Consider the following 22,393-nt stretch of genomic DNA (forward strand, 5'->3'; position numbering starts at 1 on the left):
CATAATCACGGGTGCCGCGCCGTCAAGAACGGGACCTCAAAACGAAACAGCCCGGGATCTCCCTTTCCTCTGCTGCTGGCGCCTCTCTCCGTACGACGCAGGTCAGGCAGCCGAGTTTGACAGGGCCAGGTTGCGGCCCAGGAACTCCACCTGTTCAGGCAGCACCGACCGCCAGAAACGGTTGGTGTGGCCGCCGGCCGAGGTGCCGAACGCGGCCGGCGGGCGCAACTGCGACGCCCACTGGCGGGTGTAGGTGTAGAACTGGTCGGCCGAGCCGATGGAGATCATCACCGGGATCTTGGCGAATCGGTCCTGCTGACCGAACAGCGAGTTGGCCGTGTAGTCGTCGTGGGAGTCGAAGGCCCGCGGCGGATAGGCGGCCGGATCGGCCCAGAGCGCGGGGGAACTGACGGCGATCGCGGCGACCCGCGGTGCGCCGACCAGGGAACCGATGCGCAGCGCGCCGTAGCCGCCCATCGACCAGCCGAACAGCCCGAAACGGTCGGTGCGCAGATCCAGTTCCTCGTTGCCGGCCAGCATCGGCAGGAACTCGTCCAGGATCATTGCGGCGCCGTCGGCCCCGTCGGTGCGGCGATGGAAGTAGTTGCGTCCCACGTCGACGCTGGCGATCGCGTACGGAGTGCCACCGCCGTCGACGTACTCCTGCAGCACTCCCTGCATGTTCAGGGCTTTGCCGAAGATCGACCGCTCATCGGTGTTGAGAGCGTGCGCGACGACGACCACCGGCAGGGTGCCGACGACGTCGTTGGGCCGGGCCAGCGCCCAGCGGGTGGGGCGCCCGGCCATCCGCGACGACGTGAACGATCCGGTGACCACCGCAGGTCCGCCCGGTGCCTCGGGTACCTGACTCTGGACGGGCAGCTCGTCGTCGCCGCCGACCAGGTCCCGGCCGTACGGGTCGGTGGCGGTGTGCGCGACGCCGCAGGCGGTCAGCCCGGTCAGCGATGCGATTCCGGCGGCGCCGAGGAGGAGGCGCCGCCGGCTCAGAGCTCCGAGATTCGCGCGGTCAACTGTCATATCGCAGGACAGTTTAGCGCGCTGAACCCCCGGTCGACGAAGCGTGATCGCTACAGGGAGTCGATCATCGCCTGCAGTAGGCCGGCCACCTCGTCGGCGACCTCGGCCAGACCGGGATTGTCCGGGACCACGGTGGTCATCAGCCGCGGATTCATTGCCTCCACCAGCACGGTGTCGGCCGCGGTCGGGTCACGGCGGACCACCACGTTGCACGGGAGTAGCAGGCCGATCTGCTTCTCGGCGGTCACCGCGCGGTGGGCTGCGGGCGGGTTGCAGGCGCCGAGGATCACGTAGTCCTCCATGTCGACGCCGATCTTGGATTTGAGCGTCGCCGCCATGTCGATCTCGGTGAGGACGCCGAAGCCGTGCTCGGCGAGGGCGGTGCGCACGCGTTCGGCGACCTCGGGGACGTCGCCGGTCACTGTGGTGGCCAATGCGAGTTGCATGATCTCTCCTAGGGGTCGATGTCGGATGGGCAGGTCAGGCGAGGGCCAGGAACAGCTTCTCCAGTTGTTCCACGTCGAGGCTTTCGTTGCCGGTCTTCGCGTCCTCGTCCAGGCATTCGCGCAGCCCGGTCGCGACGATCTTGAAGCCGGCGCGGTCCAGGGCGCGCGACACCGCGGCCAGCTGGGTCACCACGTCCTTGCAGTCGCGGCCGTCCTCGATCATGCCGATGACCCCGGCGAGCTGACCGTGGGCGCGTCGCAGTCTGTTCAGGATGGTGCCGATGGCTTCTTCGTCGCCGATCATGGGAGACGTCCTTTCGTGCGGTTACCGTCATTGTATACCCATCGGGGTATTAATCGGCGTCTGCTGATCAGTGTTTGAAGCTGATCTCGGGCAGCATTCGGTCGAGCCAGCCGGGGCTCCACCAGGCGCGGGAACCGGAGATCCGCAGGATCGCCGGCAGCAGCACGAGGCGGATCAGAACGGCGTCGAGCAGCACCGCGACACCCAGGATGATTCCCATCTCCTTCGGCGGGAGCGGCTCGGCCAGGGCGAAGGTGAAGAACACCGCGACCATGACCGCTGCCGCGGCGAAGATGATGCGGCCCGAGTGGGCCATCGCATCCACCTGTGCCTGACGTGGATCCGCGTGGTGCTCGTAGTGCTCCTTGGCGGTGGCCAGCAGGAACACGGTGTAGTCCATGGCGATGGCGAAGATCATCGCGAAGAAGAACACCGGGCCCCAACCGTTCAGGAAACCCTGCGGCTCGAAGGCGAGCAGGCTCGAGCCGTGGCCGTCCTGGAAGATCAGTTTGGCCACGCCGAATGCCGCGGCGGTCGACAGCAGACTGACGACGGTGCCCAGTAGGGCGATCACCGGAGCGCGCAGGGCGATCAGGAGCAGCGCGAATCCGAGGACCAGGATGGTCACAGCCACCCGCGGAAACCACGTGTTCAGGGCGTCCTGCAGGTCCACGTTCTCGGCGGCCGCACCGCCCACCAGGGCGGGCCGGGGCAGGTCTGCGCGCAGTTGTGCCAGGGCGTCGGCCGTCTGCTCGTCGGAGGGATCGGCCTTCGGCATCGCCTGGATCAGTATCCAGTCGGAATCGTCGGCCGCGGCCTGCGGCGGCATCACAGCGGCGATGTTCGGATTCGCTGCGGCGATGGCAGCGGCCTCGTCCGCGGTGGTCTCGGTGGTGACGATGGCGATCATGCCGGGGGCGCCGTCGCCGAACTGTTCGGCGACCACCTCGTAGCCCTGCCGGACGGGGGCATCGTCGGGGACGACGGCGATGGACGGCATGGCGACCTTGAGCCCGAAGACCGGGAGGGCCAGGGCGATCAGGATGCCGAGGGAGACGATGGCCGGGACCCACGGGTGACGGTTCAGGAACGAACCCCACTTCCCGAACAGCGGCGAGGCACCGTGCTTGCCCTTGGCCCACGGCAGTGAGCCGGCGTTGATCCTGCTGCCCAGGCCGGCCATGACCGCCGGGAGCAGCGTCAGGCTGGCGGCCAGTACGAAGGTGACGGCGAGCATGATCCCGATGGCCATGGTGCGCACTGCGGGCGCCGGCACCATCAGGACCGCGGACAGGCTGATCAGCACGGTCAGTCCGGACAGCAGGATGGCCTTGCCCGCGGTGTCCATGGTTTCGGCGGCCGCTTCGTGGCGGATCCGGTGCGAGTTCTGGTCGGCGGGCGGCAGGCCCCGGTTCTTGGTCGCGATGGCGGTCCGGAACCGGGACACCATGAACAGCGCGTAGTCGATGCCCAGGGCGAGCGCGAACATCATGGCGAAGTTCATCGCCCATACCGAGATCGGAGTGATCTGATTCAGGATCACCAGGCCGCCGGCGGAGGCGACGAGGCCGGCCAGCGTCAGCAGCAGCGGCAGGCCGGCGGCGACGACGGACCCGAAGGCGACGATCATGATGGCCAGGGTGATCGGCCAGGAGATCATCTCGGCCTTGATCATGGCGTCGTGATTGGCCGCGTTGAAGTCGCTCCACAATGCCGATGAGCCGGTGGGGAAGACGTCGTACCGGTCGGTGGACAGCGCGGTCAGTTCGGCCTTGTGGTCGTCGACGGCCTTGACCATGTCGTCGGTGCTCGCGTCGGCGCCGATGATCGCGATGGCCGTGGTGGCGTCCCGGCTGATCGTGGTGCCCGGAACCGGCGCGATGATCCGGTTGTTCAGCCGGGTGTCGGCGGCGGTGATCTCGCCGACCCGATGCACGACGCCGTCGATGGCCTCCTGGCTCAGCGGCCCGCTCCTGGAGTCGATGACCACCTGGATCGCGGCCGACGAGTTGCCGCCGAAGTGCTCTTGGGTGATCTCGCGAACCTGCACCGATTCGGTGCCGTCGGCCTGCCAGCCGGCGCCGGCGAGGGAGTTGAAGACAGCCGGTGCGGCCAGGCCGAAGCCGACGACGATGATCGCCCAGATCCCGTAGACCCAGCGGCGGTGAACGGCGGTCCAGGTGCCGAGTCGGGCCATCGGCCCGGGGCGGGACGGGGCGTCGACCGGTGCCGGAGTCGGTGGCCGCGGTGGAACGTCAAGACTCATGCGAAGCACCTTTCTAGATACCCATGGGGGTATATTTCGTTTGCAACGGAAGATACCTGCGGGGGTATCTTGATGCAAGACCGTGAACGATTGGCACTAGACTTTGGGCCGTGGGAAAATCTGCCATCAGCAACGTCCTGGCCAGCCGCTACGCCTCCGCCGATCTCGCCGAGATCTGGTCGCCGCGGAACAAGATCATTCTGGAGCGCCGACTCTGGATCGCGGTGCTGAAGGCGCAGCGTGAGCTGGGCATCGACGTGCCCGAAGAGGCGATCTCCGACTACGAGCGGGTGATCGACGACGTCGACCTGGACGCGATCGCCGAGCGTGAGCGGATCACCCGGCACGACGTGAAGGCGCGCATCGAGGAGTTCAGCGACCTCGCCGGCCACGAGCAGATCCACAAGGGCATGACCAGCCGCGATCTGACCGAGAACGTCGAACAGCTGCAGCTCCTCAGCTCACTCCAGTACATCCGGCGGCACGGCATCGCTCTGCTCGCGCGGATCACCGAGCGCGCCGCCCAGTACTCGACCACGGTCATGGCCGGGCGCAGCCACAACGTCGCCGCGCAGGCCACCACCCTGGGCAAGAGGTTCGCGTCGGCGGCCGACGAGCTGATGATCGCGCTCACCCGCCTCGACGAACTGATCGCGCGCTACCCACTGCGCGGCATCAAGGGGCCGATGGGCACCAGCCAGGACATGCTCGATCTGCTCGACGGCGACGCCGCCAAGCTCGACGCCCTCGAGACGAAGGTGGCCGATCACCTCGGTTTCGCGAACGCCCTGACCTCGGTCGGCCAGGTGTATCCGCGCTCGCTCGACTACGACGTGGTCTCGGCGCTGGTCCAGCTCGCCGCCGGCCCGAGCTCGCTGGCCACCACCATCCGTCTGATGGCCGGGCACGAACTGGTGACCGAGGGCTTCCAGCCCGGCCAGGTCGGCAGCTCGGCCATGCCGCACAAGATGAACACCCGCAGCTGCGAGCGCGTGAACGGCCTGGCCGTGATCCTGCGCGGCTACGCCTCGATGACCGGCGAACTGGCCGGCGCCCAATGGAACGAGGGCGACGTCTTCTGCTCGGTGGTGCGCCGCGTGGCCTTGCCGGACGCCTTCTTCGCGATCGACGGCCTGATCGAGACCTTCCTGACCGTGCTCGACGAGTTCGGCGCCTACCCGGCGGTGATCGCCAACGAGCTGGACCGGTATCTGCCGTTCCTGGCCACCACCAAGGTGCTGATGGCCGCCGTGCGCGCCGGGGTCGGCCGCGAGACCGCGCACGAGGCCATCAAGGAGAACGCCGTCGCCGTCGCCCTGGCCATGCGCGAGGAGGGCCGCGAGCCCGATCTGCTCGACCGCCTGGCCGCCGACGACCGCCTCCCGCTGGACCGCGGCGCCCTCGACGCACTGATCGCCGACGAGTCGGCGTTCGCCGGTGCCGCCGAAGCGCAGGTCGCCGCCGTGATCGCCGCCGCCGCCGCGTGGATCGAGACCGATCCGGAGGCCGCCGCCTACAGTCCGGCCCCGATTCTCTGAGACACCGGTTCGGCGACGGCCGTCGCATCGTCGTCGACCGGGCGTGGCGCGGCTAGGGTGAGCGGTTCGGTGGACGCGGTCGGCACTACAGTCGACAACATGCGTCCAGCACTTTCCGACTACCGGCATGTCGCGTCCGGCAAGGTCCGCGACATCTACGCGATCGACGACGAGACCCTGCTCCTGGTCACCTCCGACCGGATCTCGGCCTACGACTTCGTCCTCGATACCCCGATCCCGGACAAGGGTCGGATCCTCACCGCGGCCAGCTTCTTCTGGTTCGACGAACTCGGGGTGCCCAACCACCTGGCCGGCGGTCCGGAGGACGACCGGATCCCGGCCGAGCTGGTGGGCCGCGCAATGGTGGTGCGCAAGCTGCCGATGGTCCAGGTGGAGTGCGTCGCCCGCGGCTATCTGACCGGTTCGGGGCTGGCCGACTATCGGGAGACCGGTGCGGTCTGCGGCGTGCAGTTGCCCGACGGACTGACCGAAGCCGACCGGCTGCCGAAACCGATCTTCACCCCCGCCACGAAGGCGGCGTTGGGCGATCACGACGAGAACGTGAGCTTCGAGCAGGTCGCCGCCGATGTGGGCGACGACCTGGCCCGCACCCTGCGCGACCTGACCCTGGACATCTACTCCCGGGGCGCCGACCTGGCGCGTGAGCGCGGCATCATCCTGGCCGACACCAAATTCGAGTTCGGGCGCGCCCCGGACGGTTCGCTGGTGCTGGCCGACGAGGTCCTCACCCCGGACTCCTCCCGCTACTGGGAGGCCGCCTCGTGGACGCCCGGGCGGGTGCAGCCCAGTTTCGACAAGCAGATCGTCCGCAACTGGCTCACCTCCGCCGAGTCCGGCTGGGACCGACACGGCGATGTGCCGCCACCGCCGCTGCCGGACGACGTCGTCGACCGCACCCGGGCCCGCTACATCGAGGCCTACGAACGCATCTCGGGCCGCAGCTTCGCCGATTGGCCGGGGGCCTCGGATGCCTGAAGCGCTCACGCCGCCGGTCGCCAAGAAGATCCCGGCCCCGCGGGAGTTCCACGGCGACGTCTTCGTCGACCAGTACGAGTGGATGCGCGACCGTGATGATCCCGAAGTGATCGCCTACCTGGAGGCGCAGAACGCGTACGTGGCCGCGCAGACCGCCTCGCAGGAGCAGCTGCGCACCGACATCTTCAACGAGATTCGTTCGCGCACAAAGGAAACCGATATGTCGGTGCCGGTGCGGTCGGGACGCTACTGGTATTACCTGCGCACCGAGGAGGGGAAGGCGTACGGCATCCGCTGCCGGTGCCCGATCGACGGCGACGACGACTGGACGCCACCGGAGGTCTCCGGGGATCAGTCGCTTCCCGGTGAGCAGGTCCTGCTCGACAGCAACGCCGAAGCCGAAGGGCACGACTTCTTCGCGCTCGGCGCCTACTCGATCAGTCACGACGGCCGCTGGCTGGCCTACTCCACCGACACCGTCGGCGACGAGCGGTACACGCTGCGGGTCAAGGACCTGGAGACCGGCGAGTTGCTTCCGGACGTGGTCGAGAACACCGCCGGCGGCGCCACCTGGTCTAAGGATGCGCGGCACCTGTTCTATCTGACGGTCGACGAGGCCTGGCGGCCGGACACGGTCTGGCGGCATGACATCGGCTCCACCGAGCCGGACACCCGCGTCTACACCGAGCCGGACGAGCGATTCTGGGTCGGCTTCGGTGCCTCGCACAGCGACGAGTACCTGATGATCGTCGCCGGTTCCAAGGTGACCACGGAGGCCTTCGCGCTCTCCATGGACGATCCGACGGGGGAGTTCACCTCGATCGCCGGCCGCACCGACGGGGTCGAGTACTCGGTCGAGCACGCGCGGCTGGCCGGTAGCGACTATTTCGTGATCGTTCACAACGGCGACACCGGTGATGGCCGGGCCGTGAACTTCGCGGTGGACGCGATGCCGGTCGACGATCCTTCGGCGCGGCGCACCATCGTCGCGCATCGGCCCGAGTACCGCGTCGAGGACGTCGACTGCTTCGCCGACTACCTGGTGCTGTCGTACCGGTCGGAGGCGCTGCCCAGGATCGCCATCGCCGACCTCCGCGGTCGCACCGACCTGCCCGGCGCCGATGACTTCGTGCCGGTCGCTTTCGACCAGGAGCTGTGCTCGGTGGGTCTGGGCGCCAACCCCGAGTGGAACGCTCCGCACCTGCGGATCGGCTACACCAGTTTCGTCGACCCCACCGAGATCCTCGACTTGGACGTCAGCACCGGCGACCGCAGGCTGCTCAAGCGGGCGGTGGTGCTCGGCGACTACGACCCGGCGGACTACGTCGCCACCCGCGAGTGGGCCACCGCCGCCGACGGTACCCGGATCCCGGTATCGATCGTGCGCCGCGCCGACGCCGATCCAGCCGCCCCGATGCCGTTGCTGCTCAACGGTTACGGCGCCTACGAGATCAGCTCCGATCCCGGCTTCTCGGTGCAGGCGCTGTCGCTGCTGGACCGCGGCGTGGCCGTGGCCACCGCGCACGTCCGCGGTGGCGGTGAGATGGGCCGGGAGTGGTACGAGCAGGGGCGTCTACTCGCCAAGCGGAACACCTTCACCGACTTCATCGCGGCCGCCGAGCACCTGATCGAGGCCGGGTGGACCAGCCCGGACAAGCTGATCGCCGACGGCGGCTCGGCCGGCGGACTGCTGATGGGGGCGGTGGCCAACCTGGCACCCGAACTCTTCGGCGGCATCCTGGCCGCGGTGCCGTTCGTCGACCCGCTCACGTCGATCCTGGACCCGTCGCTGCCGCTGACGGTGATCGAATGGGACGAGTGGGGCGATCCGCTGCACCACCGGGAGATCTACTCCTACATCCGTGATTACGCCCCGTACGAGAACGTCGCTGAGCTCCCGTATCCGGCGATGCTGATCCTCACCTCGTTCCAGGACACTCGCGTGCTGTTCACCGAGGCGGCGAAATGGGCTGCGCGACTTCAGGAGTCGACCACCTCTGGCCGTCCGGTGCTGTTGAAGACGGAGATGAACGGCGGGCACGGCGGCCCGTCGGGCCGCTACCGCCAGTGGGAGGAGGCGGCCTTCGAGCTCGCCTGGATCCTGTGTCAGTCCGGGGCCGTCTCGCCGTGACGTCCGTGCGGCGTCGGTGAACGAACGGCGGCCGCGTCGTCGTCGTGGTGGTTCGTGCTCAGGATCCCAGTGACACGTACGTCAGTGCCAGGCGGTCGGCGATCCCCATCAGCGTGTCCACCATGCGGTCGGCGGTGAGGTCGAGGGTTCCGGAGCGCCACGCGACCGTCGTCTCGACGAAGCCGCCGATGCCGACGAGCAGGACCAGGCGGTACTCGGTCTCGTCGACGCCCGGCAACAGCTGTGGCCGGCTCAGTTCCACGAACAGGTCGACCACCGAGTCGATCACGGTGCGCCGCAGACTCTCGAGGGCCTCGCTGCCACCGTGGTCGCCGAAGAAGATCTGCGCGTTGCCCGGATCGTTGGCCACGAACTCGACGATCGCTTCCAGCGCGGCTCGCAGTCGGTCTCGGGGCGACTCGTCCTCGTGTGCCGCCACGGCGGCCAGGATCGTCGCGAGCGTCTGGTCGCGGACCATCTCGCCGACCGCCACCAGCAGCGCATCCCGGTCGGCGAAGTTCTCGTAGAAGTACCGATCGGTCAGGCCGGTGTGCGCACACACTCCACGCATCGTGACCGCCGCCCATCCGCGCTCGCACCACAGTTCACGTCCGGCTTCAAGCAGCGCGCGACGACGCTGAGCGCGCCGTTCGTCAGCGGAAAGGCCACGGTAAGAACGTTTGGGCGTGGCGGTTCCTGACATGGCCGCCATTCTTCCATCCCGGGGGGCATTGACAGGACGCACCGAGTGGTGAACCATCTGACGGCATGCGACTTCAGAATTGGTCGGCGCCGGGAACCTCCCTCCGCACCCGCGTGGTGATCGAGGCGCTCTCGGCTGTGTGGCGGCCGCTGTCGTCTCGCCTGCCGGTCGATCCGGGCGGCATCGCGATCGGTCGCGCGATGTTCGAGTTCGCCCTGGGGCGGGTGTCGCCACCGGTGCCCGGCGCCACCTTCGCCCCGGTCGACGACCGGGATCTGGACGGTCGGTGCGTGCGCGGCGAATGGGTTCGGGGCCCGCGTGTCAGGCAGCAACCGGGCGTGGTGCTCTTCTTCCACGGGAGCGGCTATGCGATCTGCTCGACGCGCACCCATCGGGGGCTCGCCTCACACATCTCCGACCGGAGCGGTGCGCCGGTCTTCTCCGTCGACTATCGCCTCGCTCCGGAGGCGCGGCACCCTGCCGCGCTGGAGGATGCGCGCGCCGGCTGGGACTGGTTGATCGCTCGCGGGCATGCTCCCGAGACGGTCGTCCTCGCCGGCGACTCGGCCGGCGGCCACCTCGCCCTGCTGCTGACCCTCGACCTGGCCCGCGAAGGCGCGAGTCTGCCCGCCGCGCTGGTGGGCCTGTCCCCGCTGATCGACATGGATCTCACGGCCGCTGCCGTCCGCGACCGTGTGGAACGTGATCCGTTCGCACATCCCGCTCTCGCTCGACGCGTCCTGGATCTGTACGCCGACGAGGCCGAGCGGCGGGACCTGAACGAGCGCCTGGTCTTCGAGGACCTGGATGCCTTCCCGCCGACGCTGATCCACAACGGCTCCCGAGAGATGCTGTCGGCCGATTGCACGGAACTCGCTCGGCGCATGGCGGCGGCCGGCCTACCGGTGCAGCACCGAGTCTGGCCCGGTCAGATGCACGTCTTCCACGCCCTGACGGCTCTGCTGCCCGAAAGTCACACGGCGCTCGACGAGGTCGCCGGCTTCATCGATCACCACCTGGCGGTGGCCCGTGCCCGCACGGCACCGGTCCAGGCCGGAGAGCACGGGGTGAGAACCGCATGATCGGATTCGGCAAGCGCGTGTCGCGAGAGGCGCGGGCGGTGGTCACCGGCGCCGGTAGCGGGATCGGCCGATCGTTCGCGATCGAACTCGCTGCGCGGGGAGGCAGCGTCGTCTGTTCCGACATCGACGAAGAACGGGCCCGGGAGACCGTGGCGCTGGTCGACGCGGCCGGCGGCACGGCGACGGCGGTGGTCTGCGACGTTCGCGAGTCAGACGACGTCGTGGCGCTCCGTGACCGCGCCGTGGAGTGGTTCTCCGCGCCGCCGACGCTGCTGATCAACAACGCCGGGATCGGAGCGGGCGGACACACTGTCGGGAACTTCGGCCTCGACGAGTGGGACCGCATCCTGCAGATCAACCTCTGGGGCGTCATCCACGGCTGCCACCACTTCCTGCCGCTGATGAAGGACGCCGGCGCCGGCGGCGTGATCAACGTCGCCTCGGCCGCCGGCTTCGCCGCCGGTCCTCGGATGGCGGCCTACAACGTCAGCAAGGCCGGTGTGATGAGCCTGTCCGAGACCCTCGCCGCCGAGCTCGCGGGAACCGGAGTGCGGATCTCCGTGCTGTGCCCCACCTTTGTGAAGACGAACATCTTCACCGGTGAGGACATCGAAGCCGGTGCCGCCGATGCCGCAGCCAGGCTCGCGAGGGTGGTGGGCATGTCGCCCGGCCGCGTCGCCAGGATGACCCTCGATGCGCACGATCGGGGCCGGTTGTGCGTCGTTCCACAACTCGATGCACGCGCCATCTGGCTCAGCAAACGCCTCACTCCGGCCACCCACGCACGACTGGGAGGGCTGGTGTCCCGGCTCGCCCCCTTCACCTCCGAGGATTGAGGAAGACACCATGAGCTACGACTTCGACGCGGCCCTTCAGACCATCAAAGACAAGCAATGGTCGTTGGCGGACATCGACTGGTCCGCGCCCGGCGCAGACACCATGACCCCCGAACTCAAAGCCAAGCTGACGCCCTTCATGGCCGATCTGGTGTGGATCGAACACATCGGTGCCCGCGGGTTCGCGGCTTTGGCGAAGAAGGCGCCGACCTCGACCATTCGTGAGATCTACCGTCACTTTCACGCCGAGGAACAGAAGCACGCCAACGCCGAACTGGCCCTGATGCGCCGGTGGGGCATGTTGGCGGGCGATCGCATCCCGGAGCCGAACATTCAGGTCAAACTCGCGATCAAGGTACTCGACAGCTACGGGGACGATCTTCCGCTGCACGGCCTCGCCGCGCTGATCCCGCTACTGGAGTGCGCGCTCGACGGTGCTCTGGTGAAGTTCCTCACCGACCAGGTCGAGGACCCGCTGTGCGGCGAGGTGTTCCGGCACATCAACTCCGACGAGTCTCGCCACATCACCGTGGATTTCGCGGTCCTCGAGCACATCGGAGCGAAGGGGCCCGTCACCCAGGTGATCGGCGCCGCAGAGCTCCTCGATCCGCGGGTCGTCGTCGGATTGATCGTCGTCTTCGTGCCGCTGATCAACAAGATGCGCGACAACGTGGTCGCGATGGGTTTGGACGAGGCGAAGCTGATGAATGCGGTGCGCCGCTTCGCCAAGATCGGCGATCGTGGCGAGCACACGCGACACCTGCTCGGCTACCAGGTGCTCAAACAGATGGGCGCCATGGTGGTCGACCGCGATCACGTCTACCACAGGTTGCTGGCCGATCCGATGGTTCGGATCACCAGTCGCATCCCGGCGAAAGCGCTCGGCAGACCGCAGTCGTGGGTGAACGGGCTGTCGCCGGAGGCGGTGGCATCGTGATCACGTCGCAGCAAGTCTTCCGGGGACGCCTGCTGATCGGTGCCGAATGGTTCGAGCACAGTTACACCGGCGAGCGGGTGGCCGTGCTCGCCGCGGGATCCGAAGCCGCGGCGATCCTTCCCGAGATCCTGGCCACCGCGGACGCGGTGACGGTCTTCGAGGAGTCCCCGGCATGGATCGTTCCGGTCTCCGTGCCGTCCGGTCGTCTCGCCCGACTGGCCGCCCGCTGGTACTTGCGGTCGTCCGTGCCCGACGCTTGGACCAGGCGGCAGCTGACGCCCCACGGTCGTTACGACAGCCGGCGAGTCACCGTGAATCCCAGCTATTACCAGGCGCTGCAGGACTCGCGCACGCGCCTGGTCCACTGGCCCGCGTATGCGATCGCCGAGGAGGGCGTCCGCGCCGTCGACGGCGTCGAGTACCGGGTCGACACCATCGTGGTCGGGGCGACGTCGAAGTTCGCCGGACCACTCGCCGACGGAGAGAACAGGAACCTCTGATGCCCACGACGTCATCGCAGACGGCTGCGACCGCGGACGTGGTCCGCACCCCGGACCACGAGGTCCTGATCATCGGCGGCGGACTGTCCGGCATCGGTGCCGCGATCATGCTCGATCGCGCCGGGTTCGACGACTACCTGGTGATCGAGGAGGGCGACGGGTTCGGCGGCGCATGGCACTGGAACACCTACCCGGGGGTCGGCGTGGACATCCCGTCGTTCGCGTACCAGTTCTCATTCGAGCAGGTCGCCGGGTGGTCGCGGATCTACGCGCCGGGCGACGAACTGAAGGCTTACGCCGAGCACTGCGTCGACAAGTACGACGTGCGACGCCGCAGCCGCCTCGCGACCGCGGTCGTCGGCGCCGAGTACGACGAGCGCAGCGACCTGTGGGAGATCCGGCTCTCCGACGGTGGCACGGTGACCGGACGATACGTCGTCTCCGCGACGGGGGTGCTGACCAAACCGAAGAAGCCGGACATCGACGGCGTCGACGACTTCGCGGGCACCGTCATGCACACCGCACGCTGGGACGACGACGTCGATCTGCGTGGCAAGAAGGTCGCGATCATCGGCACCGGCGCCTCGGCGGTTCAGATCATCCCGACGATCGCGCCCGAGGTCGGCCGACTCACCGTGTTCCAGCGAACCCCGATCTGGTGCCTGCCCAAACCCGATGCGGGGCTGCCCGAGTTGGTCCGCACCGGATTGCGCATGGTGCCGGGTTCGAAGGCCGCCGCCCGCCTGGCCAGCCAATCGTACGTCGAAGTCACGTTCCCGCTCGCCGCCCACTTCCACGGCTATCTGCCGACGGCCAAGGCCGGCGAGAAGCTCGGGCACCTCCATCTCAAGCGTTCGGTGCGCGATCCGGAGGTCAGGAAGAAGCTCACGCCCGAGTATTCGCTGGGCTGTAAGCGTCCCAGCTTCTCCAACACGTATCTGCGCACCTTCAACCGCGACAACGTGACCCTGGAGACGCAGTCGATCGACCGGATCACTCCGGGTGGTGTCCGGACCGTCGACGGCACCGACCACGAGGCGGACGTCCTGATCCTGGCGACGGGATTCAAGGTCTTCGAGAAGGGGAACATGCCGCCTTATCCGGTGACCGGCACCGCCGGCACCGGTCTGGAGGAGTTCTGGACCGAGAATCGTTTCCAGGCCTACCACGGAGTCAGCGTGCCGTCGTTCCCGAACATGTTCTTGATCCTCGGGCCCTACGGCTACAACGGCTCGTCCTACTTCAACTTGATCGAGACGCAGACCCACCATGTGATCCGTCTGCTGAAAGAAGCGCACAAGCGCCGGTCCACCCGGGTCGAGGTGACGGAGGAGGCGAACGCGGCCTACTTCGCGGCGGTCCTCAGGCGCCGCGGCAAGCAGGTGTTCTTCCGGGGAGACTGCGCCGGGGCGAACAGTTACTACTTCGACGACAACGGCGACGTGCCGTTGCGCCCGTCACCGACGCTCGAGACCATGTGGGACGCCAAGCACTTCCCGCTGCGCGACTACGTGTTCAGCGCGGCTGCGGCCGGGCGATGAGCGCCGACGCTCCCGCCGTCGCCTGACCGGTACGGACGCCGGTGGCGCGCCGGCCCGGTTCGTCAGCCCTCGCCGGCGAGGCAGAACAGGCCGTCGTCGGTGACGTCCACCAGCCCGTCGGTGAGCAACGAGTCCAGGGCGCGGGCGCGCTGGGCGGTGTCCCGGGTCCAGGCGACGTCGAGGGCTGCGCGCTCGACCGGAGAAGAACTGCCGCGCAGCACGTCCAGGAGCCGGCCGCGCGCCTGCCGGTCGGTGCCTTCGTACTTCTGGGTGCGGCGCGGCGGCCCGTCGTGGGCCGGGCGGCCCCGCGCCAGCCAGAGGCAGTCGCCGGCCAGCGGGCATTCGCCGCACCGGGGATTGCGTGCGGTGCAGACCAGTGCTCCGAGCTCCATCAGGGCGGCGGAGAACTCGGGGGCCTCCGGTGCCGGCCGCCCGTCGCCGTCGCGGGGCAGCAGTGCCTCGGCGTCGGCCAGGTCGGCCTTCGACGGATTCCCCGGCTCGCGTCCGTGCACCGCGCGGGCGATCACGCGGCGCACGTTGGTGTCGACCACCGGGACCGCCTGTCCGTAGGCGAAGCAGGCGACGGCGCGCGCGGTGTAGTCGCCGATCCCCGGCAGCGCCAGCAGGGTGTCGACGTCGTCGGGGACTCGATCGCCGTGCTGTGCGGCGAGGACTTTCGCGCACTCGTGCAGCCGCAGGGCGCGGCGCGGGTACCCGAGCTTGCCCCAGGCGCGCAGTACTTCGCCGGCCGGTTCGGCCGCCATGGCCGACGGCACCGGCCAGCGCTGGACCCACGCGGTCCACGGGCCGATCACCCGCGCGACCGGAGTCTGCTGCAGCATGATCTCGCTGACCAAGATCTGCCAGCCCGAAATGTCCCGATCACGCCACGGCAGATCGCGCCGCGCGGTCGCGAACCACGAGAGAACTTCGGTATTAATACGACCCGCTCGATTCTTATCCGGTGGGGGCGGTGTAACACTAGAAGGCATGAAAGACCTCACTCCGGCCGCTGCATGGCAGATCATCAAAGAAGGCAATGAGCGCTTCGTCCGGGATGAGTCGATACATCCCAGCCAGGGTATCGCCGACCGAGCCAAGCTGATCGACGGCCAGGCGCCGCACGTGGTGCTGTTCGGCTGCGGTGACTCCCGCGTGGCCGCCGAGGTGATCTTCGACCAGGGGCTGGGCGACATGTTCGTCGTGCGTACCGCCGGCCACGTGATCGACTCGTCGGTACTCGGCTCCGTCGAGTTCGCCGTCGAGATCCTCGACGTCCCGCTGATCGTGGTGCTCGGGCACGACAGCTGCGGTGCCATCTCGGCCACCCTCCGTGCCCTCGACGAGCTCGAGCTGCCGCCGGGTTACGTGCGCAGCATCGTCGAACGCGTGATGCCCAGCGTGATCGCCGGCCGCGGCGAGGGCCTGACCCGCGTCGACGAGTTCGAGATGCGGCACGTCACAGAGACCGGAAAACTCCTGGTGGAGCGCAGCCGGATCATCGCCGATCGGGTCGCCGACGGCCGGCTCGCGGTGATCGGCATGAACTATCACCTCAACGACGGGGCGGCCACGCTGTCCAGCGCGATCGGCGACATCGGGGTGGACGCCGCCGGGGTGTGACCGTACTCCGCGGATGTGAGAAGGGCGGCAAGTCGCGACACGCCGTCGCAGGTGGACTCCGGCCCTATGGTGCACCGATACCGTGGCAGATGTGATCGAACCACAGGGACCGCTGCCTACCGAGGTGTACTGGAAGCGTCGGCTGCTCGCCGTCGGCGCCGCCGTGGTGGCTGTCGCGCTGGTGATCGCACTGATCATCTGGGCCAGCACCAGCGGCGACGACGACCCTGCTGCGACGCCCGCCGCCGCCACGTCGTCGGCCCTCGACGCCGATCCGGTCGAGGAACCGGCGGAGTCGAGTGCCGCCCCCGAGAGTGGTGAGACGCCGGTGCCGCCCAGCAGTGCACCGGAATCCGAGAGTGAAGGCGCGCCCGCGCAGACGCCGCCCTCGGAAGGTGCCGAGGCGGCCCAGTGTTCGGATCAGGCACTGTCGGTGGTGCTCTACACCGACAAGCCGACCTACACTAAGGGTGATCAGCCGGTGTTCACGGTCGTGATGACCAACGGCGGCCTGGCCCCGTGCTCGCGCGACGTGGGCAAGGCGGCGCAGAACGTGGTGGTGCGGTCGCTGGACGGCACCAGGACCCTCTGGTCGGCGCAGGACTGCGCCCCGGACAAGACGGTGAACAACCAGGTCCTGACGCCCGGCCAGCAGGTGAGCGACAACATCACGTGGTCGGGCACTACCAGCAGCCCGGGCTGCGACAAGCCGCGCGTGGCCATCCCGGTCGGCGCGTACCAGGCCATCGCGAAGGTGGGAGCCAAGGAATCGGCGCCGATCACCTTCAACGTGGTCGCCCCTGCCCAGCAGTAGTCGCGCAGTCGAGATCCCCCAGAGAAATTTGGCGCTTTGAGCGACCCTCAGGGTCGGTACGAGCACCGAAGTCGGTCCGCCCCCTCGGCGAGCCCGCCCGTCAGAGGGCGAGATCGGGGGCGGCGTGCGGAGCCAGATTCAGCGAGGCGATCTCCAGGGGGCCGGCGGGGGAGCGGACCACTCGGCTGATCGACGTGTACACGGGCTCGAAGAACACCCCGGGTTCGGCGCCGGCGAGGTCGCACAGGAAGACGTTGAGGACGCCGCCGTGGCACACCACCACGGCGGGGCGGCCGTCTGCGCCGGCGGCGATGTCGGTGAAGGCGTTCAGCACCCGCTCGCGGAACTCGTGCGGATCGAAGCGGTGACTGCCCCATTCTCCGGTGAGCAGAGCCTTCTCGACTCTGGCGATGCGGTCACCGGGCATGGCCTCGATCGGAACGTACTCGGACGCGCCGATGTCGAACTCGGCCAGCCGTGGGTCGACATCGATCCCGATTCCGCTGATCGCGGACAGCGGTTCGGCGGTCTCCCGGGCCCGGAGCATCGGGCTGCTGACGATACGGGTGGGCAGGCGGTCGGGATCGCCCGCGAACCACTCGGCCAGCGCCGCCGCCTGGCGTCGTCCGAGTTCGGTCAGGGCCGGATCGGCGCCGCCGGTACCCGCACTGATCCGGTGCGGTTGCGCATGGCGGACGACGTACAGATCCATCGCCTGAGCGATCCTCACCGAGCGGTGGCCGGTGCCGCATGCAGCTCCGCCTCGATCGCGGCCGCCGGATCCGCCCGGTCGTCCGGGGCGCCTGCGGCCGTGGCCGGTACCAGACTGAGCGTCACGTATCCCTGACGGATCAGATCGGCGTCGGTGCCGAGGCCCAGTCCCTCCGAGTTCTCGAAGCGTTCCAGAGTGATCGCCTCATCGGACCGACTCAGCTTCAAACCCATCAGTCCGCGCGGGGCCAGCCCGCAGGCGCGCACTCCTCTGAGGTCCTCCAGGTCGCTGTCGGGGACGTTGACGTTCAGGACCGTTCGCGCCGCGCTGTGCTCAACCATCCACCGCGTCGCGTGCACGGCGACGTGTGCCGCGGTGTCCACGCGGCCGGCCGGGGCGAAGCCCGCGCTGACTGCGAGACCTCGCGCGCCGAGGGCGCCGGCGGCCTGCGCCGCGCTGACGGTGCTGGACGTCATCAGCATCCGGCCGGTGTTGAAGCCGTCGTTGATCCCGCTGATCACGAGGTCCGGACGCGGACCGAACAAGCCGGTCATCGCGGCCAGAACGGCGAACACCGGGGGTGCGTCGACCGCGACGGCGGGCCGGGCGAGGCCGGGAAGACTCAGCTCCCGGCACCCGACCCGCCGCCCATGCTGGATCGATCCCAGCCCTGAGCCCGAGCCGGAGTAGTCGGCCGACGGGGCGACCACGTCGAGAGTGAAACCCGCGGCCGTGAGCGCTTGAGCCACCGCCAGCAGGCCGGGAGCATCGACTCCGTCGTCATTGGTCACCAGGATGCGCATGAGTCCTCCTAATCCTCGGACAAGTGTGACTGATAAGTCGCGTTAGTGTCCACCCTCTGACGTGTATTCGGCGAATATACGCTTGTATGAGTGTCGCACGCCTCTTGACAGATGATGTGGATCACATAAGAATGTGACTACACAATCATTTTGCCCACCCGACAACTATCCACCCGAGCACTAGGAGTCACCATGGCCACGTGGCCCATCAACGACGAGGTCTCACAGGTCTTCCCGCTGTACTCGCGGGCGAACGTCGGTGAGATCTTCCCCAACCCGATTAGCCCGCTGAACGCCTCGGCCGGCTTCCAGAAGAACCTGGAGCCGGGCTGGCGGGACGCCTTCGTGGCGTGCCGGGTCTGGGACGACGACCTCTACGACAAGTCCGGCGTGCCGATCACCGTGTTGCCCGCGTTCGGCAGCTACCTGTACATCAACATGTCGCTGATGCGGCTGTTCGGCGTGCGCGTTCCCGGGATGTCTCCGGAAGCGGTCGATCTGCAGTACTTCGGAGACATGCCCGGAATCCCCAGCTACGAAAGCGAACGGCGCGACTTCGACGAGGATCCGGCGTACGAGGAGCAGGCGGGCGCCTGGCTGATGAACGAGGTCCTCGGTGCGACGGGGCTTCCCGAGTACGACAAGGATCGCGAGGACGTGCTGAAGATCCGGCGCGACCGCCCCGACCTGACTGCGCTCAGCGATCAGGAGCTGCGTGACCGCATCACCTCCTTCGACTACATCCTCCGGCCGCTGTTCAAGCGCCACATCGAGGCCTCCCTGAAGTGCGGGGTGGGACTCGGCGGCGTCGCGCAGTTCAGCGAGGCGATCGGCCGTCCGGAACTGTCGCTGGTTCTGGTCGGCGGGCTGGGAGACGTGGATTCGGCCATCCCCTCCACGCGCATGTGGGCGCTCAGTCGGGCCGCACAGGCGCCCGCCGTCGCCGCCGCCTTCGACGCGGGAGTTCCCGGCCTGCTCGACCGCCTGCACGCCGCCGACGATCCCGCGGTGTCGGCGTTCACCGCCGACCTCGACGAGTTCCTGCGGGACTGGGACTTCCGCGGGCCTGCCGAGTGGGAGATCCGTGCCAAGACCTGGGGAACGGTGCCGGAGATCGCGCTCGGCGCGATCGACAACATGCGTCGGGTGCCCGACGCCGAGGGCCCCGACACCAAGAACGCGGCGCGTGCCGCGGAGCGTGAAGCCGCCGCCGCAGCCATCCGCGAAGCCGTCGCCGCCGACCCGGAGGCGACCGGACAGTTCGCGGCTGTGATGAACGGCGCGGCGATGTGGATGCGCGGTCGCGAGCGCGCTCGCACCACCGCCGCCATGGTGATCCACGAGATCCGGCTCCCGGCGATGGAACTGGGCCGCCGGGCCTTCGAGGCCGGTCACCTCGACTCCGCGGACCACGTCTTCATGCTGTTCGCCGAAGAACTCGACCGCTTCGTCGCCGATCCCGCTTCATTCCGCGACGTGCTGGCCGACCGGGAACGGTCCTACCTGGAGCTGTTCGACTACGTCCCACCGTTCGTGGTGGCCGGCGAAGCCCCCGACCTGTCCACGTGGGCGAGGGTCGACGCCTCCGAAGCGGTCGAACTGGCTGCAGGCGGCGAGATCCAGGGCGTGTCCGGATGCAACGGGGTGGCACGGGGCCGCGCGCGTGTACTGACCTCGCCGGACGACCCGTCAGCGCTGGAAGCCGGCGAGATCCTGATCGCTCCGATCACCGATCCGTCGTGGACTCCGCTGTTCGTCGCGGCGACCGCCGTGGTGGTCGACGTGGGTGCGCCGTTCTCCCACGCCGCGATCGTCAGCCGCGAACTCGGCATCCCGTGTGTGGTGTCGGCGACTCAGGCCACCAAACGGATCCCCGACGGCGCACTGATCGAGGTCGACGGCACATCCGGCAAGGTGACGATCCTCGAGGACGCCTCCGTCTGACGTCGGCGAGCAACACTGAGATCCAGATCCACCGGAAAGGAAATGGCGTGTATCCACCGTCGATCGCCCGAGACGCCCCCGGCGCCGTCGCCTATGTGATGGCCGGATCGGGGGAGAGTCTCACCTACGGCGACCTCGACAGCCGGTCCAACCGGCTGGCCCACTACTGGCGCTCCCGGGGCATCGTCGCCGGCGACTCGGTGGTGCTGGCGATGGAGAACAACGTGCACTGGCCGGTCGCCGTCGCGGCCGGGATGCGCAGCGGTCTCTGCGTGACTCCGGTGAACTGGCATCTCAAGCCTGGTGAGTTCGCTGCAATCGTCGCCGCAGAGAAGCCGGCGGTGATCGTCACCAGCGTCGGCATGGCCCCGCTGGTCGGTGAGGCATTGCGCTCGATGTCGCCCGGCCCGCGCCCGGTGGTCGTCACCGTCGACGGTCCTGTCGAGGGCTGCGTGCCCCTCGACGAGGCTCTCGCCGGTCAGCCGAGCGGCCCGATCGAGGGCGAACTCCTCGGGGCGCGGGTGTTGTACAGCAGTGGGACCACCGGGCGTCCCAAGCGATTCGCGCAACCTCTGCTGGGTGTTCACCCGGACCAGGCGCCGCCGCGGCATTCGGAACTGGTCTCCCGGCTCGGAATGGACGGCGACACCGTGCTGCTGTCTCCGGCCCCGAGTTATCACGCTGCGCCGTTCACGTTCCAGCTGATCGTGCTGGCCGCGGGAGGCACCGTGGTGTGCATGGAGAAGTTCGATACACGGGCGGCGCTCCAGGCGATCAACACCTATGACGTCACCCATTCGCAGTGGGTGCCGACCATGCTCAACCGTCTGCTGGCGCTGCCCGCCGATGAGCGGATCGCGCTCGCCGACCACCATCAGGTGGCGGTCACGTCCGGCGCTCCTTGCCCGGTGCACGTCAAGGAGCGCATCGCCGATTGGTGGGGGCCGGTGCTGCACGAGTACTACGGCGCCTCCGAGGGCTACGGCCACACCTACATCTCACCGGCCGAGGCGGCACAGCGGTCCGGCTCCGTCGGGCGGCCGCTCGGGGCGGCCCGGGTGCGCATCGTCGACGCGGACGGACGGGAGGTGCCTGCGGGAACCGACGGCACCGTGTGCTTCGTCTCCGGCGGAGACGTCGGCGCGCCGCTCAAGGAGATGGGCGACATCGGCCACCTGGATCAGGACGGCTACCTGTACCTGGTCGGGCGGCGTGGCTTCATGATCATCTCCGGCGGAGTCAACATCTATCCAGACGAGGTGGAGGCCGCATTGCTGGCCCACCCGGGGGTCGCCGACGCGGCGGTGATCGGTGTGCCGGATGCCGATCTCGGCGAGGCCGTCAAAGCCATCGTCTGCCTGTACCCCGGAGCCGAAGTCACCGAACGCGACATCATCGACCACGCCCGTGCCGGGCTCGCCCACTTCAAGGCGCCCCGCGCGGTCGAGTTCACCAACGATCTACCACGCCTGCCGACCGGAAAGCTCGACAAACGAAGCCTGGTAAGGCATTACCGACAGGGAGAAAGCTCATGACCACTACCGCCCCGGCAGCCCGCTTCGAGGTGCTGCACGCTCTCAAGGTCAAAGGTCTCGCTTCCGATGACGTGCTGTCGGCGATGTCGGGCCTGACCGCCGACGAACTCACCACGGTCCTGGAGTCGCTCACCGGGGACGGCCTCGCGCTGCGCCGTGACGCCGGCCGGATCTCGGGCACCATGCTGACCCCGGCGGGACGTGACGAGTACGACCGTCTCGGTGCCGGGCGGGCGGTCTCCCCGGAGGCGCAGCAGGCGGTGGCGGACTTCTACGACTCGTTCACTCCGGTCAACACCGACTTCAAGGCGGTCTGCGCGGCCTGGCAGATGCGGCCGGACGGCGCCGCGAACGATCACACCGACGCCGACTACGACGCCGGTGTGGTGAGCGACCTCGGTGCGATCCACGAGCGGATCGCCGTGCTTCTCGATCGCGTGGGGCCGGCCGTCCCGCGGCTGGGTCGCTATCGCGACCGGCTCGCCGGGGCCCTGGGGCGCGTGCAGGCCGGCGATCAGGGCGCCTTCGCGCGGCCCATGTACGACAGCTACCACGACATCTGGATGGAACTGCACCAGGATCTGCTGCTGACCGCCGGCCGCGAACGCGGCGCGGGTGACGAGTAGAACGCGGAGACGACGATC

21 protein-coding genes are annotated in these 22,393 nt (G+C 68.5%); 13 read left to right on the forward strand and 8 right to left on the reverse strand.

Translation table 11 applies throughout. The annotated features are described in order from the left end of the window. Positions 1–102: 102 nt before the first annotated feature. From ABD732_RS02715 to ABD732_RS02730, 4 genes are all read right to left on the reverse strand, one after another. Positions 103–1,038, reverse strand: coding sequence for an alpha/beta hydrolase (locus tag ABD732_RS02715; protein WP_344780365.1), 936 nt, complete (start codon positions 1,036–1,038; stop codon positions 103–105). Between the two features lie 50 nt (positions 1,039–1,088). Further along, complete coding sequence (locus tag ABD732_RS02720; RefSeq protein ID WP_344780367.1) at positions 1,089–1,484, reverse strand: DUF302 domain-containing protein; 396 nt, start codon at positions 1,482–1,484, stop codon at positions 1,089–1,091. 34 nt (positions 1,485–1,518) lie between these two features. Next, positions 1,519–1,788: a metal-sensitive transcriptional regulator gene (locus tag ABD732_RS02725; protein ID WP_344780369.1), complete on the reverse strand. Its 270-nt coding sequence runs from the start codon at positions 1,786–1,788 to the stop codon at positions 1,519–1,521. A gap of 67 nt (positions 1,789–1,855) precedes the next feature. Then, a complete protein-coding gene (locus tag ABD732_RS02730) occupies positions 1,856–4,054 on the reverse strand; it encodes an MMPL family transporter (protein WP_344780371.1) in 2,199 nt (732 codons plus the stop codon). 110 nt (positions 4,055–4,164) lie between these two features. Between ABD732_RS02730 and purB the strand changes: the two genes are divergently transcribed. The 3 genes from purB to ABD732_RS02745 all read left to right on the forward strand — a co-directional run bounded on the left by purB (position 4,165) and on the right by ABD732_RS02745 (position 8,719). Continuing rightward, the gene (gene purB / locus ABD732_RS02735; protein ID WP_344780373.1) at positions 4,165–5,592 is read left to right on the forward strand and encodes an adenylosuccinate lyase; all 1,428 of its coding nucleotides are present in this window, start codon (positions 4,165–4,167) and stop codon (positions 5,590–5,592) included. 99 nt (positions 5,593–5,691) lie between these two features. Next, on the forward strand, positions 5,692–6,588 hold the full coding sequence (locus ABD732_RS02740) for a phosphoribosylaminoimidazolesuccinocarboxamide synthase (RefSeq protein WP_344780375.1): 897 nt from the start codon (positions 5,692–5,694) through the stop codon (positions 6,586–6,588). Further along, positions 6,581–8,719 carry a S9 family peptidase gene (locus ABD732_RS02745; RefSeq protein WP_344780377.1) on the forward strand — a complete coding sequence of 713 codons (2,139 nt, stop codon included), beginning with the start codon at positions 6,581–6,583 and terminating at the stop codon, positions 8,717–8,719. The genes ABD732_RS02740 and ABD732_RS02745 overlap by 8 nt, the downstream gene beginning before the upstream one ends. Positions 8,720–8,777: 58 nt before the next feature. On the opposite strand, the gene ABD732_RS02750 is transcribed toward ABD732_RS02745, so the two are convergent. Continuing rightward, entirely contained in the window at positions 8,778–9,479 is a 702-nt protein-coding gene (locus tag ABD732_RS02750; RefSeq protein WP_344780379.1) for a TetR/AcrR family transcriptional regulator, read from the reverse strand. A gap of 8 nt (positions 9,480–9,487) precedes the next feature. On the opposite strand from ABD732_RS02750, the gene ABD732_RS02755 reads away from it, so the two are divergent. Genes ABD732_RS02755 through ABD732_RS02775 form a run of 5 tightly spaced genes read left to right on the forward strand, consistent with a single transcriptional unit; the run spans position 9,488 to position 14,318 of the window. Beyond that, on the forward strand, positions 9,488–10,504 hold the full coding sequence (locus tag ABD732_RS02755; RefSeq protein WP_344780381.1) for an alpha/beta hydrolase: 1,017 nt from the start codon (positions 9,488–9,490) through the stop codon (positions 10,502–10,504). After that, positions 10,501–11,340, forward strand: coding sequence for an SDR family NAD(P)-dependent oxidoreductase (locus ABD732_RS02760; protein WP_344780383.1), 840 nt, complete (start codon positions 10,501–10,503; stop codon positions 11,338–11,340). Before ABD732_RS02755 ends, ABD732_RS02760 begins: the two co-directional genes overlap by 4 nt. A gap of 10 nt (positions 11,341–11,350) precedes the next feature. Further along, positions 11,351–12,277 (forward strand): ferritin-like domain-containing protein, encoded by a 927-nt coding sequence (locus tag ABD732_RS02765; RefSeq protein ID WP_344780385.1) that lies wholly within the window; start codon positions 11,351–11,353, stop codon positions 12,275–12,277. Further along, a complete protein-coding gene (locus ABD732_RS02770; RefSeq protein ID WP_344780387.1) occupies positions 12,274–12,777 on the forward strand; it encodes an NAD(P)/FAD-dependent oxidoreductase in 504 nt (167 codons plus the stop codon). The genes ABD732_RS02765 and ABD732_RS02770 overlap by 4 nt, the downstream gene beginning before the upstream one ends. Beyond that, positions 12,777–14,318, forward strand: a complete 1,542-nt coding sequence (locus tag ABD732_RS02775; protein ID WP_344780389.1) for a flavin-containing monooxygenase — start codon at positions 12,777–12,779, stop codon at positions 14,316–14,318. The genes ABD732_RS02770 and ABD732_RS02775 overlap by 1 nt, the downstream gene beginning before the upstream one ends. A gap of 62 nt (positions 14,319–14,380) precedes the next feature. Here the strand turns inward: ABD732_RS02775 and ABD732_RS02780 are convergent, their stop codons facing one another. After that, positions 14,381–15,310: an HhH-GPD family protein gene (locus ABD732_RS02780; protein WP_344780391.1), complete on the reverse strand. Its 930-nt coding sequence runs from the start codon at positions 15,308–15,310 to the stop codon at positions 14,381–14,383. Here ABD732_RS02780 and ABD732_RS02785 point away from each other — a divergent pair. After that, positions 15,309–15,941 carry a carbonic anhydrase gene (locus ABD732_RS02785; protein ID WP_344780393.1) on the forward strand — a complete coding sequence of 211 codons (633 nt, stop codon included), beginning with the start codon at positions 15,309–15,311 and terminating at the stop codon, positions 15,939–15,941. The genes ABD732_RS02780 and ABD732_RS02785 overlap by 2 nt on opposite strands. Before the next feature lie 91 nt (positions 15,942–16,032). Then, positions 16,033–16,755: a hypothetical protein gene (locus ABD732_RS02790; RefSeq protein ID WP_344780395.1), complete on the forward strand. Its 723-nt coding sequence runs from the start codon at positions 16,033–16,035 to the stop codon at positions 16,753–16,755. 100 nt (positions 16,756–16,855) lie between these two features. Here ABD732_RS02790 and ABD732_RS02795 read toward each other — a convergent pair whose 3' ends face one another. Both ABD732_RS02795 and ABD732_RS02800 read right to left on the reverse strand, forming a co-directional pair. Then, complete coding sequence (locus ABD732_RS02795; protein ID WP_344780397.1) at positions 16,856–17,467, reverse strand: histidine phosphatase family protein; 612 nt, start codon at positions 17,465–17,467, stop codon at positions 16,856–16,858. A 14-nt stretch (positions 17,468–17,481) separates the two neighbouring features. Next, complete coding sequence (locus ABD732_RS02800) at positions 17,482–18,270, reverse strand: 5'/3'-nucleotidase SurE (RefSeq protein ID WP_344780399.1); 789 nt, start codon at positions 18,268–18,270, stop codon at positions 17,482–17,484. A 192-nt stretch (positions 18,271–18,462) separates the two neighbouring features. Between ABD732_RS02800 and ABD732_RS02805 the strand changes: the two genes are divergently transcribed. From ABD732_RS02805 to ABD732_RS02815, 3 genes are read left to right on the forward strand one after another with little or no spacing between them, the layout of a single operon-like run. After that, on the forward strand, positions 18,463–20,214 hold the full coding sequence (locus ABD732_RS02805) for a PEP-utilizing enzyme (protein WP_344780401.1): 1,752 nt from the start codon (positions 18,463–18,465) through the stop codon (positions 20,212–20,214). Between the two features lie 47 nt (positions 20,215–20,261). After that, positions 20,262–21,749: an AMP-binding protein gene (locus ABD732_RS02810; protein ID WP_344780403.1), complete on the forward strand. Its 1,488-nt coding sequence runs from the start codon at positions 20,262–20,264 to the stop codon at positions 21,747–21,749. After that, entirely contained in the window at positions 21,746–22,375 is a 630-nt protein-coding gene (locus tag ABD732_RS02815) for a MarR family transcriptional regulator (RefSeq protein WP_344780405.1), read from the forward strand. The genes ABD732_RS02810 and ABD732_RS02815 overlap by 4 nt, the downstream gene beginning before the upstream one ends. Positions 22,376–22,393: the final 18 nt, after the last annotated feature.

The organism is Gordonia caeni (assembly GCF_039537105.1).
In the GTDB taxonomy this organism is placed as follows: domain Bacteria; phylum Actinomycetota; class Actinomycetes; order Mycobacteriales; family Mycobacteriaceae; genus Gordonia; species Gordonia caeni.

Bases quoted from the DNA above. Each gene is read 5' to 3' on its own strand.
- ABD732_RS02715 (WP_344780365.1), bottom strand. From the start codon at position 1,038: ATGACAGTTGACCGCGCGAATCTCGGAGCTCTGAGCCGGCGGCGCCTC.
- ABD732_RS02720 (WP_344780367.1), bottom strand. From the start codon at position 1,484: ATGCAACTCGCATTGGCCACCACAGTGACCGGCGACGTCCCCGAGGTC.
- ABD732_RS02725 (WP_344780369.1), bottom strand. From the start codon at position 1,788: ATGATCGGCGACGAAGAAGCCATCGGCACCATCCTGAACAGACTGCGA.
- ABD732_RS02730 (WP_344780371.1), bottom strand. From the start codon at position 4,054: ATGAGTCTTGACGTTCCACCGCGGCCACCGACTCCGGCACCGGTCGAC.
- ABD732_RS02740 (WP_344780375.1), top strand. From the start codon at position 5,692: ATGCGTCCAGCACTTTCCGACTACCGGCATGTCGCGTCCGGCAAGGTC.
- ABD732_RS02745 (WP_344780377.1), top strand. From the start codon at position 6,581: ATGCCTGAAGCGCTCACGCCGCCGGTCGCCAAGAAGATCCCGGCCCCG.
- ABD732_RS02750 (WP_344780379.1), bottom strand. From the start codon at position 9,479: ATGGTTCACCACTCGGTGCGTCCTGTCAATGCCCCCCGGGATGGAAGA.
- ABD732_RS02755 (WP_344780381.1), top strand. From the start codon at position 9,488: ATGCGACTTCAGAATTGGTCGGCGCCGGGAACCTCCCTCCGCACCCGC.
- ABD732_RS02760 (WP_344780383.1), top strand. From the start codon at position 10,501: ATGATCGGATTCGGCAAGCGCGTGTCGCGAGAGGCGCGGGCGGTGGTC.
- ABD732_RS02765 (WP_344780385.1), top strand. From the start codon at position 11,351: ATGAGCTACGACTTCGACGCGGCCCTTCAGACCATCAAAGACAAGCAA.
- ABD732_RS02775 (WP_344780389.1), top strand. From the start codon at position 12,777: ATGCCCACGACGTCATCGCAGACGGCTGCGACCGCGGACGTGGTCCGC.
- ABD732_RS02785 (WP_344780393.1), top strand. From the start codon at position 15,309: ATGAAAGACCTCACTCCGGCCGCTGCATGGCAGATCATCAAAGAAGGC.
- ABD732_RS02780 (WP_344780391.1), bottom strand. From the start codon at position 15,310: ATGCCTTCTAGTGTTACACCGCCCCCACCGGATAAGAATCGAGCGGGT.
- ABD732_RS02795 (WP_344780397.1), bottom strand. From the start codon at position 17,467: ATGGATCTGTACGTCGTCCGCCATGCGCAACCGCACCGGATCAGTGCG.
- ABD732_RS02800 (WP_344780399.1), bottom strand. From the start codon at position 18,270: ATGCGCATCCTGGTGACCAATGACGACGGAGTCGATGCTCCCGGCCTG.
- ABD732_RS02805 (WP_344780401.1), top strand. From the start codon at position 18,463: ATGGCCACGTGGCCCATCAACGACGAGGTCTCACAGGTCTTCCCGCTG.
- ABD732_RS02815 (WP_344780405.1), top strand. From the start codon at position 21,746: ATGACCACTACCGCCCCGGCAGCCCGCTTCGAGGTGCTGCACGCTCTC.